This is a genomic window from Bacillus sp. YH3-2-B2 (assembly GCF_053663335.1).
Genome location: NZ_JBSJQE010000002.1, coordinates 81,359 through 94,114 on the forward strand (window position 1 = coordinate 81,359; position 12,756 = coordinate 94,114).

The window sequence follows — 12,756 nt, forward strand, 5'->3', positions numbered from 1 at the left end:
TTGCTGAATATTCATAATCTTACGGTAAATTTAGCGGGAGATACCATTTTCAAACAAGTTTCTTTCTTCATCAATGAAGGCGAAAAAGTGCTTGTGGCCGGGCCGAACGGGTCCGGCAAAAGCACGCTGTTCAGGGTGCTTTCAGGAGAGCTTGAGGCGGATGAAGGAACGATTGCGATCAACAAAGGGGCGAAGGTCGGTTTGCTGAAGCAGATCGCTGATCCCCATGAGGATCTGACGTTGTATCAATATCTGGAAAAATCGTTTGAAGCTCTCGCGGCGATCCAGAAGGAAATGAAGGCCATTGAGCTGAAGCTTTCGGAACCGATGAGTGATGACGAGCTGACTGCTTTATTGGAAAAGTACAGTCAATACACGGAAACATTTGAGCGGAACAACGGCTACCAGATGCACGCGATGATTGACGAGGTATGCAATGGGCTCAGCCTTAGTGAATTAAAGGATCAGCCGTTTTCAAAGCTGAGCGGCGGCGAAAAAACAAAAGCCGGCCTTGCCGAAATTTTAATCCGCAACGACGACATTATACTGCTGGACGAGCCGACCAACCATTTGGATGTTCATGCGATTGAGTGGCTTGAAGGGTTTATTAAAAAATCGAACAAAACCATTCTGTTTACGACCCACGATAAAACGTTTGCCGACCAAACGGCGATGAAGGTGCTCGAGATTGACGATACTGAGGTGAAGATTTGGCCTTACGGTTTCAGCGAATACCTGAAAAAACGGGAAGAATTCATCATCGCCCAGTTTGAGAAATATGAAGAACAGCAGAGAAAAATACAGAAGATGAAGGAATCCATCGCCCAGCTGAGAGATTGGGCCAACCGCTCGAATCCGCCGTCTGTCGGCCTGCACAGACGCGCGAATAATATGGAAAAGGCGCTGAAAAGGATTGAGCTGATCAATAAGCCGGTCCGGACGGAGCAAAAATTAAAAAACGCATTTCAGGAAGCGGGCGCCGGTTCAAAAGATATTGTGTTCATTGAAAACGGAAAGGTGACCAACGGATCTTCCCTTTTATATCAAAATGTGAACCTGCGCATAAAGCATAAAGACAGAATCGGCATCGTCGGCAGAAACGGCGTCGGCAAAACAACGCTGATCCGCTGCATCATTGGGGAAAGAGAACTGTCGGACGGCACCATTAAAGTGGGGGAAAATCTTAAGATAGGCTACATTGATCAAAAGAGCCAAGTCGGAGATTCGAGTCAGACGATTCTGCAATTCTTTAAAGAAAATCTGCTGACTGAAGAGGGCATGGCCCGGAATATGCTGGCCAAGTACGGATTTTACGGGTCGTCAGTCTTTAAAAAACTTTCCGTCCTGTCGGGCGGTGAGAGAATCAGGCTGAAGCTGTCCATCTTAATGGAAAAAAAGCTGAATGTCCTGATCCTGGATGAGCCGACCAACCACTTGGATATTGAATCTCAGGAAATTCTCGAAAACAGCCTGATGCAGTTTCAAGGCACCATCATCTGCGTTTCTCACGACAGAAACCTGCTGGAGAAGTTCAACAAGATTTTCTGGCTTGAGAATCAAAACGTCACCATCTTTTCAGGTCCATACAGTTACGCCAAACAAAAAAAACGGCAGATTGCCGAATAAAAGGGGAATGGATATGACCATTGACAGACTGACAATCAATGAGTTATCGTACGATCTTTTTGTAAGCGAGTATGCTGATAAGAAACCTTTTATTTTGACGGGGGCAATGGATCACTGGGAATGCAGGCCGTGGACGCTTGAATACATTGACGAACACTATGGAGACAGAATGGTCACCATCCGGAAATCAGATATCGAAGGGGTCAAAACGTTTAAACAAGTAAAGCTTTCCAACTATATCGAGTACATTGATCAGAATGATGACAAATGGTACTGTGACTGGAATTTTACGCAGCTGAACCAAAATGACTTAGACCTTGTCTATTCCGCACCCGAGTATTTTACAAAAGACACATTGAGAGCGGATGAAGAAACGGGACGGGACTGGAAATGGTTCTTTCTCGGTTCTAAGCAGACAGGCACGCCGCTGCATCAGGATTTTAACAGCACGCACGCGTGGAACGGCGTCATTTTCGGGGAGAAGGAATGGATTTTCTATCATCCGGACGACTCTCCGTATTTGTACGAAGGAAATATCAATGTCTTTGATGAAAAAGATATAGAGCAAAAACCGCTGGCGCAAAAGGCGTCTCCGATCCGCTTCAGGCAAAAGGCGGGAGAAATCATTTACGCGCCGCGCCATTGGTGGCATCAAGTCGAGAATACGGAACATACATTGGCAGTGAGTGAGAACTTTTGGTTTACCGGAGAGCGGCTTGCCAATCAGATATAAACGAAAGGCTGAGGAGCACCTCAGCCTTTTTTTGTATGGATTCATTTCATCCGGTCCAGACCGAATTTTTTCAGGCGGTATTGCAGGCTCTGCCTGCTGATTCCAAGCTCGTTTGCCGTTTTGGATATGTTATTGCCGTTTTTTCTCAGGGTTTTTTCGATCATGTATTTTTCGAAGTTTTCCATTTTGTCTTTTAAATCGGTGCCGGGCTGGGTGCTTGCGGCTGCTTTGCTTTCCGTGTCAGCGGGTTTGATTTTCATCCGGTATTGGTAAGGCAGGTGGGCCGCCGTAATCGTCGTTTCATCCGTCATAAAGTTCATGGCGCCTTCAATCATATGTTCAAGCTCGCGGATGTTGCCCGGCCAGTCATACTCCAGGAAAAATTGCTGCACATCGTCACTGATCGAATCGACATGCATTTGAAACAGGTGGTTGTTTTTCTGAATAAACACTTCGGCCAGAGGCAGAATGTCTTCCTTGCGCTCCCGGAGCGGGGGAATGATCAGCGTGACAACGCTTAAGCGGTAGTATAAATCTTTGCGCAGCCGCTCTTCTGAAATGGCGGTGATCGGGTCTTCATTCATCGTGGCGATGATACGGACGTCAATCGGTTTGTCCTGAGCTGATCCGATGCGCCTGATTTTCTTTTCCTGAAGGGCGCGGAGCAGTTTTGCCTGCAGGCTGAGATTGAGAGAGTTGATCTCATCGAGGAGCAGGGTGCCTCCCTGCGCCTGCTCAAATAAGCCGGGCTGGTCGATGGCTCCGGTAAAGGCGCCTTTTTTCGTGCCGAATAAAATACTTTCGACCAGACTGTCCGGCAGGGCGGCGCAGTTTTGTGAGATGAACGGGGCGCCTGAGCGCTGGCTGCCGTTGTGAATGCTTTGGGCGAACAGCTCCTTGCCTGTTCCCGTCTCGCCGGCCAAAAGCACGGACGATGACGTACGGGTTGCCCGTTTCGCGTTTTCGATGACTTCCCGAATGACCGGGCTGTTGCCGAGAATGCTGTCAAACGTGTAGCTGTTCTGTTCTTTTCTGTGCATGTTCTCCCTGATCAGCCGTTCGAGCTTGGTGACGTCCTTGGCGATTTCCACGGCGCCCTTGATCTCGCCGTTTTGCACAATCGGGAAGGTGTGGTTGATCGTCGTGATTTCCTGGCCTTTGTTATTGAAATAGCTCTGCTTTACATTTTTAATCGTTTTGCCTTCTTGAAGGGCCTGAACGAGCGTGCTGTCCTGCTGATTGGAAAACATAAATACATCAGTCAGGTTTTTATGCAGGACGTCCCGTTCATCCATATCTTCAATCTGCATCATTTTCTTATTGTAAATGACGGTGCTGCCCTTTTCGTCCACCACATGCAGCCCGACATCAATCTCTTCCAGAATGCTTTGTAACACGAGTGTGTAAAATTCGCTGGTTGTGTGCAGGTCAATTCCCCCTCTCAATCGTCTTAACATTCATTATTTTAAAATAAATCGAACAGGAAACGCAAAAAAATTTTGCGCTTGGCGATGTTTAAAAATAAATGGAAATTGAGGTAATAAAACCATTGACTTTTTTAGGGAAATGATTGATATTTAGATATATACTTAAATATCTAAATCATGTACGTATGAGAGGGGGAAAGTTTTTGAATAAAGCTTTTAAAGCACTGGCCGATCCTACAAGGAGAAGAATTTTGGATTTATTAAAGAAACAAGACATGACAGCTGGTGAAATTGCGAAACACTTCGACATGTCAAAACCCAGTATTTCTCATCACCTTACCATATTGAAAAATACTGATTTGGTTCACGATGAGAGGAAGGGCCAATTTATTATGTATTCATTAAATACCACTGTATTACAGGATCTTATAGGCTGGTTCTTTTCTCTGACTGATTCAGAACATGATAATAAGAAAGGCGGGGAATCATGAAAAAATATCTCTTTTCGGCAGGAATCATTGTTTTAACTGTTTTCACATGGGTTTGCACTTATTCATCTTTACCGGACAATTTGGCGACACACTGGGGATTAAACGGAAGTGCAAATGATTACCAAACGAAAGCTGATGCGATGATGATGCTTATTGGCATCATGATTATTGTATATATTTTAATGGTTATCATCCCTAAGATTGATCCTAAAAATAACTACAAAACATTTATCCGGCCATATATGGCTATATTTAATACAATGTTTGCGGTTCTGTTTGTCATTAATCTGATGACCATCTTGACCGGCCTGGGATATGATCTCCCTATATCTTATTTAGGAAACTTTATAGTGGGAGTCATTTTCATGGTGTTTGGAAACTTCATTCAGATCGTGAAGCCTAATTTCTTTTTAGGGATAAGAACACCTTGGACGCTGAGCAGTGAAAGAGTTTGGAAGGATACACACAGGGTTAGTTCGAAAATTTTTGTCGTAGCGGGCATACTCATGATGCTTGCAGCCTTTTTGCCGCCGGTATATAGAGTGTCAGTCATTTTCATTGCGGCAATCGGCTGTATCATATTATCTTTACTATATTCTTACATTGTATATCAGAGACAATTAAATAAATAATTGTTGAACAGGAGCAATCTAATCGGATTGCTCCTGTTTTGTCAGCGGGAAACGCAAAAAAATTTTGCGCTTGGCTGAAGTTTGCACGCAAACTGCCGGAATATTTTGCAGGAAAAGAAAGAATGCCGGCGAAACATCCCGTTTTTTCGGATTGGCACGGAACTTGCTTTATAAAAAGGGAAAGCAAGATCTAATGTTGAATGATTACAAAACAAGGGGGAATCAGATTATGTCAGCTTTCACAAAATCTCAAGAAATTATCAGCCAAACTTCACATTACGGCGCGAACAATTATCATCCTCTGCCGATTGTTATTTCCGAAGCGCAGGGTGTATGGGTAAAAGACCCTGAAGGCAATCAATATATGGATATGCTGAGTGCTTATTCTGCGGTGAACCAGGGGCACAGACATCCGAAGATCATTCAGGCGCTGAAGGATCAGGCGGATAAAATCACTCTGACGTCACGCGCGTTCCATAACGATCAGCTCGGCCCGTTTTATGAGAAAACAGCCAAGCTGACCGGAAAAGATATGATTCTGCCGATGAATACGGGAGCGGAAGCCGTTGAATCCGCTGTCAAAGCGGCGAGACGCTGGGCATATGAGGTCAAAGGAGTAGCCGATAACCAGGCGGAAATCATTGCGTGTATCGGCAACTTCCACGGCAGAACGATGCTTGCGGTATCCCTTTCTTCAGAAGATGAGTATAAACGCGGTTTCGGACCTATGCTTCCGGGTATAAAATTAATTCCATACGGAGACGCGGAAGCGCTGCGCCGGGCGATCACGCCGAACACAGCCGCTTTCTTATTCGAACCGATTCAGGGAGAAGCGGGCATCGTCATTCCGCCGGAAGGATTTTTACAAGAAGCGGCCGCTATTTGTAAGGAAGAAAATGTGCTTCTGATCGCTGATGAAATTCAGACGGGACTCGGCCGCACAGGGAAAACATTCGCGGTTGACTGGGAAAATATCGTACCGGATATGTTTATCTTAGGCAAAGCGCTCGGCGGGGGCGTCTTCCCGATTTCGTGCATCGCGGCGAACCGTGACATTCTCGGCGTGTTTAACCCGGGTTCCCACGGCTCGACATTCGGCGGAAACCCGCTCGCTTGCGCGGTATCGCTCGCATCTCTTGAAGTCCTTGAGGAAGAAGGGCTGGCAGAGCGTTCCCTTCAGCTTGGCCGTTATTTTAAAGAAGAGCTTGAGAAAATTGATAACCCGATCATAAAAGACGTGCGCGGACGCGGCCTGTTTATCGGTGTTGAACTGACAGAAGCGGCCCGCCCGTACTGTGAAAAGCTGAAAGGCGAAGGGCTTTTATGCAAAGAAACACATGATACCGTGATCCGTTTTGCACCGCCGTTAATGATTTCCAAGGAAGACTTGGACTGGGCGGTCCAAAAGATCACAAACGTGCTTCAAAACGCGTAAAACCTTGATGCGGCAATGCTTTCCCTCGGCTTGTATGGAATTTACAAATAAAAAATTCAGCACACTCTATTTGCGCGGAGACAGTATTTTAGTATAATGTATCTTTATGTACGAAAATGAATTTCATATAACATTCATATACAAATAGAGGCTCTTTGGACAGCAAATCGGTTTCAAAGCACCGGCTTGGTTCCAATACAAGTTGCTGAAGGGGTGCAGAATAGTGAATACAAATCAAAAAGAGAATCAGCTTCAGCGCACAATGAAATCGCGCCATTTGTTTATGATTTCATTAGGCGGAGTGATCGGCACCGGGTTTTTCCTGAGTACCGGATTTACAATTAACCAGGCGGGACCGCTGGGCGCGGTTCTGTCTTATCTGGTCGGCGGTTTTATTATGTTTTTGACAATGCTCTGCTTAGGCGAGCTTGCGGTTGCCCTTCCCGTATCAGGGTCGTTTCAGACGTACGCAACCAAATTCATCAGCCCCGCTTTCGGTTTCGCATTCGGCTGGCTGTACTGGCTCGGCTGGGCGGTGACATGCGCCATTGAGTTTTTATCTGCGGGACAATTGATGCTCCGCTGGTTTCCGCATGTTCCCGTATGGGTGTGGTGCCTCGTGTTTGTCGGACTGATGTTTCTTTTGAACGCGATTACCACAAAAGCGTTCGCTGAGTCGGAATTTTGGTTTTCCGGCATTAAAATTGTAGTCATTCTGCTGTTTATTATTTTGGGCGGCGCGGCCATGTTCGGCCTGATCGACATGAAACACGGCGAGCAGGCTCCTTTCTTCTCTCATTTTTATGAGGATGGATTGTTTCCGAACGGCATTAAGGCTATGCTTATTACGATGATTACCGTAAACTTCGCGTTCCAGGGAACGGAGCTGATCGGGGTTGCCGCGGGAGAAAGTGAAAATCCCGAGAAAACGATTCCGCGCTCTATCCGGCAGACGGTATGGAGAACGCTTGTCTTTTTCGTTCTCTCCATCATCGTCATTGCCGGCATGATTCCGTGGAAGCAGGCGGGAGTGGTCGAAAGCCCGTTTGTCGTGGTGTTTGAACAAATCGGTATTCCATATGCGGCCGATATTATGAACTTTGTTATCTTAATTGCGCTGCTCTCAGTGGCCAACTCAGGCCTGTTTGCATCGACGCGTATCTTATATGCCATGGCGAACGAAGGACAAGCCTTTAAATCGCTCGGCAAAACAACTAAACGCGGCGTGCCGATGAACGCTTTGATCGTGACGCTGGCCGTCGCCTGCCTGTCCCTGCTGTCTAAAGTGGCAGCGCCGGAAACCGTTTATATGTTTCTCTTATCATTAGCCGGACTAAGCGCGCAGGTCGGCTGGATTACGATTTCCCTGTCACAGCTGATGTTCAGACGGAAATATATCCGCGAAGGCGGCAAAGTGGAAGACCTGAAGTTTAAAACACCGCTGTACCCGGTGCTGCCTATTATCGGGCTGACGTTAAACACGGTCGTTCTGATCAGCCTCGCATTTGATTCAGAACAGCGGCTCGCCCTTTATTGCGGCATCCCGTTCATGGCGGTGTGCGTTATCGTCTATCATCTGTATGTAAAAAAGCATAAGCAGTCAGAAAAACAGATAGAGCTTTAAATCTTTTCGTGTCCAAGTCATCTTTGAGAAACCCGCACAGGACAACATACAACATGTTGAGGTGGAAAAACGGATGAACAAGAATATCTCAGTTATTGGAATGCCGATGGATTTAGGACAAGCACGACGCGGAGTGGACATGGGCCCGAGCGCCATCCGCTACGCGCATCTCATTGAACGGTTATCTGACATGGGGTATGCGGTGGAAGACTTAGGCGACATCCCCGTCAATCGTGAAAAACTCAAAAATGATGAAGAGCTGAAAAATTTGAACTCTGTGCTCTCAGGGAACGAGCAGCTCGCCCAAAAGGTGGACAGCGTCATTGAGAATGAGCGGTTCCCTCTCGTCTTGGGCGGCGATCACAGCATCGCGATCGGAACGCTGACAGGAACGGCAAAGCACTATAAACAGCTCGGCGTCATCTGGTACGACGCGCATGGCGACTTAAACACCCTGGAAACATCGCCGTCAGGCAATATTCACGGAATGCCGCTGGCCGTCAGCCTCGGCGTCGGGCACGACACGCTGGTGAATCTGGGCGGGTATGCCCCGAAAATCAAGCCGGAGAACGTCGTCATCATCGGCGCGAGATCGCTTGATGAAGGCGAGCGTGAATACATTAAGGAAACAGGCATGAAAGTCTATACGATGCATGAGATTGACCGCCTCGGCATGACAAAGGTCATTGAAGAAACCATTGACTACCTGTCAGACTGTGACGGCGTTCACCTCAGTCTTGATCTAGACGGCCTTGATCCGAGCGACGCACCCGGCGTAGGCACGCCTGTCGTCGGCGGCATCAGCTACCGTGAAAGCCACTTGGCAATGGAAATGCTGTATGATGCCGACATCATCACTTCAGCTGAATTTGTCGAAGTCAACCCGATCCTCGATCACAAAAACAAAACCGGCAAAACAGCGGTCGAGCTGGTAGAATCTTTGTTAGGAAAAAAACTATTATAAAATATGCGCCTCCGCACTTGCGGAGGTTTTTTTGTTGCCACGAGGAAACTAGCGGGCTGCCACCCTCTTTTCGGACCTGTAAATATGATATATTTATTACACAAAATGGGAAAGGGAGGTGTCCTGACAGATGGCTGAAGTGATGGCCCACGAAACAGTTGCGAAAAAAATCAGTGACTGGTATGAGGAAATCAAAAAGCACAACACCGAATCGGCTGAGGCGTTAAGAGAACAACTGCTTACGGATCTGCAAAATATGACACAAAATCAAACGGTGCTCCTTTATTTTAATTTAATTGATTCCCGCTATAAGCTTTTGATGGAAGAGTATGAGAAAACAGACGGCATTTTAAAAACGATCCAGCTGAACGCCGATAAAGAAAAAACAGACCAGATGATTCAATACTATTATTATTTCTTTTCCGGAATGCACGAGTTTTACCGTAAACGGTTTATGAACGCCATTAATTTTTACCGGATTGCTGAAAGCAGGCTCCGGCACATACCGAATGAGATTGAAAGAGCCGAGTTTAATTATCAAGTGGCGATTGCCTACTATGAAATCCGCCAAAACTACTTTGCGATGAACCACGCGGAAAAAGCGTTGGAGATCTACAAAGCCAATGAAATGTACGCGGTCAGAGAAGCACAGTGTTTAATGGTGATCGGCTGTAACAGAATGGACTTGTTTCACTATCAGAAAGCCGAAGAGCTCCTGCAGACGGCGGTTCATCAAGCCGCCAAAGCGGGCGATCCGCATATTGAGGCGCTCGCCCACTTTAACGCAGGCATTTGCTATGAAAGACAGGAAAAACTGGAGGAGGCGCGGGTCGAGTTTGAAACGGCTCTTGATCAAAAGGAGCATTTGCGATCAGCGTATTCGGTGCGGAGTCTCTACATGCTGGCCAGAGTGTTATTGAAGCAGGAAAAGACGGATGAGGGCCGGTTTTGGCTGCATAAAGCGCTGAATGCCGCTGAAGAAAAAAACGAGCCCGTATACACTCAAAAGCTGCGCATCTTACAGCATGTCTTTATTGACCGCAATGAAGAAGCGCTTGAATCAGCTTTCGCCGAGTTAAGAAGGAAAGAGCTGTGGAGTGACGTTTCCGATTTGTCGTATCAGGCCGCGGCGCATTTTAAAAAACAGGAGAAATACAAACCGGCGGCGAAGTATTTTCAGGAATCAATTGATGCCAATGACCAAATTTTGAGATTAACGGAGGGGATTCGTAATGAAAACATGTAAATTCATTGTACTCTCAGCAGCCTTGGCAAGTCTCATTTCGATTGGATTATTTGCGCAAACTGGTTCAACGGCACAAGCCGAACAAATCATAAAACCGGCGGAAAACGGAGCCTTCGGATAATACTTCATGATACCGCTTTCGTGTAAGGAGTGATTCAATGGCTATCACGCTGCAGCCGATGACAGGACAAGAATTTCAGTCCTATCTCGCTCATTCAACCAAGCATTACGCTGAAGAAAAGGTAAAAGCGGGAACGTGGCTGCCTGACGAAGCGCCGGAATTAGCGGAACTGGCGTTTGAAGACCTGCTTCCTGACGGCTTGGAGACGGCCGATCACTATTTATGGACGCTGACATTGGACGGAAAGGAAAATGCCGGCTGGCTGTGGCTGCACGCCGATCCGGACAACCCGCAGCAGGACGCATTTATTTATGATTTCGGCCTTCATCCGCCTTTCCGCGGCAAAGGCTATGCAAAAGAGGCGCTCGCAAGGCTGGAGGACAAAGCCAAAGACCTGGGTGTCCGCAAGATTTCTCTCCATGTGTTCGCTCATAACGAAACGGCGCGGAAGCTGTATGAGAAGACGGGATTTCTGGAGACGGATGTCATCATGAGCAAAAAGCTGTCATGAAAAGAGGCCCGCACGATGGGCCTCTTTTGTTATTCATCTAACAATGTCATCATTTGTTCCGGGTAACGCTCGCCGGCCGCCGTGCCGATCGGAAACATCTCATCCAACCGCGCCTTCACATCCTCCGGAAGCACAATGTCGAGAGCGGCGAGGTTCTCTTCCAAGTAGTGTTTCTTTTTTGTACCCGGAATCGGAATGAGGTCATCGCCGTTTGCGAGAACCCATGCGAGCGCAAGCTGAGGCGCGGTGATATTCATTTCCCGGGCAATGGCGGTAAGTTTTTGGACGAGCCCTATATTCACCGCCAAATTGTCTTCCTGGAATCTCGGCGTTCTTCTTCTGTAATCATCGGCATCCAGCTGATCTGTCGACGTCATCTTTCCGGAAAGAAAACCTCTGCCGAGCGGACTGTAAGGCACAAATGAGATGCCGAGCTCACGGCAGGCGGGCAGCACATGCTCCTCTGCTTCCCTGCTCCATAAAGAATATTCCGATTGAAGCGCGGCAATCGGGTGAATGCGGACGGCGCGCCTGATCGTTTCTGCGGAAGCCTCTGATAATCCGATATACCTCACTTTTCCTTCGTCAATCAGCTCCTTCATGGCGCCGACAGTTTCTTCAATCGGCACCCGCGGATCAACCCGGTGCAGATAATAAAGGTCGATATAATCCGTCCCAAGGCGTTTCAGACTGGCATCACACGCTTTTTTCACATAATCGGGCCGTCCGTTAATTTCGATAAACTCACCCTTTTCGCTTCGGACATAACCGAATTTCGTCGCGAGGCACAGCTCCTTTCTGAATGGGGCGAGCGCTCTGCCGACAAGTTCTTCATTCGCACCCAATCCATATTGATCAGCCGTATCAAACAAATTCACGCCGAGATGAACGGCATGATGCAGTGTGGAGATCGACTCTTCCTCACTCTGGCTGCCATAGTATTCCGACATGCCCATGCACCCTAACCCCATTGCGGAAACCCGCATCGAACCGATCGTTCTGTCCTTCATATGTCCTCCCCCTTTCTTGTATGATAACCAGATTTCCTGATATTTGAAAATGATTTATGTATATGATTTACATATTGTTATAAAATTTTTAAAAATCTGTAAATTGTATATTTTTTTATCGCAATTCCGTCATATAATGAAAATGTGGAAAAATTAACCTTAAAGAAAAGAGGCGAAGTCAATGTGTAAAAAGCTGTTCAAAGCCGTCCTCCCGTTTGCCCTGTCATTCACCATGGTTCTGTCATTCTCCGGTTTGAATGTAAAAGCGAAAGAAACAGAAACAGCCCGCTACGCAAAAGAAATCGCAGACCTTCAGCAGGGCACGACTCCTCAAGACGTTCTCCAATCCGCCAAAGAGCTTGCCAAACAGAAGCACGTTTCAACAGAAGCAATTCTCAAGCAGTTTCATCAAGAAATCACGGCAGACAAGGTGCAAGGAAATGTAATCGCTTCCAAAGAAGGACTCTCTGCAATGGGCGGATCGTCAGGAACCAAAAAACTTCCGAAAAGCACAAAAGGCAATATTTATTACACGAACTCATACACGGCTTATTACAACCACGGGCATGTCGGCATGTATTCATCCGCTGATAAAATTGTCGAATCCGTGCCGGGAGACGGCGTCCGCCAGATTGCTTATAACGGCAGAGAAGTCGAAGACAATTCAATCGTACAGACCGTGAAAGTTACCGATGCTCAAAAGCAAGCCGCCGCTGACTGGGCTGTATCAAGAGTGGGTGATGAGTACTCCTTCAACTTCGTCAATAACAGAAATACGGGCCATGAAGGCGCCAAAAACTGCTCAAAATTGCTGTGGTCGGCATTCCTCTTAAAAGCCGGGATTGATATCGATTCTAACGGCGGCTTAGGCGTATACCCGCGCGACATCACAAGCTCGTCCTACACAACCACGATTCTGACCATTCACTAAGGAAA

13 protein-coding genes are annotated in these 12,756 nt (G+C 47.1%); 11 read left to right on the forward strand and 2 right to left on the reverse strand.

All coding sequences use genetic code 11. The features are described 5' to 3' along the window. Entirely contained in the window at window positions 1-1,626 is a 1,626-nt protein-coding gene (locus ACWJJX_RS05340; protein WP_326374933.1) for an ABC-F family ATP-binding cassette domain-containing protein, read from the forward strand. Window positions 1,627-1,639: 13 nt separating this feature from the next. Further along, window positions 1,640-2,359 (forward strand): cupin-like domain-containing protein, encoded by a 720-nt coding sequence (locus tag ACWJJX_RS05345; RefSeq protein ID WP_004393125.1) that lies wholly within the window; start codon window positions 1,640-1,642, stop codon window positions 2,357-2,359. Between the two features lie 41 nt (window positions 2,360-2,400). Here the strand turns inward: ACWJJX_RS05345 and ACWJJX_RS05350 are convergent, their stop codons facing one another. Beyond that, the gene (locus ACWJJX_RS05350; RefSeq protein ID WP_050436855.1) at window positions 2,401-3,816 is read right to left on the reverse strand and encodes a sigma-54 interaction domain-containing protein; all 1,416 of its coding nucleotides are present in this window, start codon (window positions 3,814-3,816) and stop codon (window positions 2,401-2,403) included. A 173-nt stretch (window positions 3,817-3,989) separates the two neighbouring features. On the opposite strand from ACWJJX_RS05350, the gene ACWJJX_RS05355 reads away from it, so the two are divergent. The 8 genes from ACWJJX_RS05355 (at window position 3,990) to ACWJJX_RS05390 (ending at window position 10,810) form a co-directional block, all read left to right on the forward strand. Further along, entirely contained in the window at window positions 3,990-4,277 is a 288-nt protein-coding gene (locus ACWJJX_RS05355) for an autorepressor SdpR family transcription factor (protein ID WP_058906481.1), read from the forward strand. Beyond that, complete coding sequence (locus ACWJJX_RS05360; protein WP_109567565.1) at window positions 4,274-4,909, forward strand: SdpI family protein; 636 nt, start codon at window positions 4,274-4,276, stop codon at window positions 4,907-4,909. The genes ACWJJX_RS05355 and ACWJJX_RS05360 overlap by 4 nt, the downstream gene beginning before the upstream one ends. Window positions 4,910-5,138: 229 nt before the next feature. After that, a complete protein-coding gene (locus ACWJJX_RS05365; protein ID WP_025650081.1) occupies window positions 5,139-6,344 on the forward strand; it encodes an ornithine--oxo-acid transaminase in 1,206 nt (401 codons plus the stop codon). A gap of 223 nt (window positions 6,345-6,567) precedes the next feature. Further along, window positions 6,568-7,968 carry an amino acid permease gene (locus ACWJJX_RS05370; RefSeq protein ID WP_017418506.1) on the forward strand — a complete coding sequence of 467 codons (1,401 nt, stop codon included), beginning with the start codon at window positions 6,568-6,570 and terminating at the stop codon, window positions 7,966-7,968. Between the two features lie 73 nt (window positions 7,969-8,041). Continuing rightward, the gene (gene rocF, locus ACWJJX_RS05375; protein WP_007407883.1) at window positions 8,042-8,932 is read left to right on the forward strand and encodes an arginase; all 891 of its coding nucleotides are present in this window, start codon (window positions 8,042-8,044) and stop codon (window positions 8,930-8,932) included. 130 nt (window positions 8,933-9,062) lie between these two features. Then, entirely contained in the window at window positions 9,063-10,178 is a 1,116-nt protein-coding gene (locus tag ACWJJX_RS05380; protein ID WP_024086023.1) for a response regulator aspartate phosphatase, read from the forward strand. Then, entirely contained in the window at window positions 10,165-10,299 is a 135-nt protein-coding gene (locus tag ACWJJX_RS05385; protein WP_007407881.1) for a hypothetical protein, read from the forward strand. The genes ACWJJX_RS05380 and ACWJJX_RS05385 overlap by 14 nt, the downstream gene beginning before the upstream one ends. Window positions 10,300-10,336: 37 nt before the next feature. Then, window positions 10,337-10,810, forward strand: coding sequence for a GNAT family N-acetyltransferase (locus ACWJJX_RS05390; RefSeq protein WP_017418509.1), 474 nt, complete (start codon window positions 10,337-10,339; stop codon window positions 10,808-10,810). Window positions 10,811-10,839: 29 nt separating this feature from the next. On the opposite strand, the gene ACWJJX_RS05395 is transcribed toward ACWJJX_RS05390, so the two are convergent. After that, a complete protein-coding gene (locus ACWJJX_RS05395) occupies window positions 10,840-11,820 on the reverse strand; it encodes an aldo/keto reductase (protein WP_454022801.1) in 981 nt (326 codons plus the stop codon). Between the two features lie 181 nt (window positions 11,821-12,001). Here ACWJJX_RS05395 and ACWJJX_RS05400 point away from each other — a divergent pair, with 181 nt between their 5' ends. Further along, complete coding sequence (locus ACWJJX_RS05400; protein ID WP_015240940.1) at window positions 12,002-12,751, forward strand: YiiX/YebB-like N1pC/P60 family cysteine hydrolase; 750 nt, start codon at window positions 12,002-12,004, stop codon at window positions 12,749-12,751. Window positions 12,752-12,756: the final 5 nt, after the last annotated feature.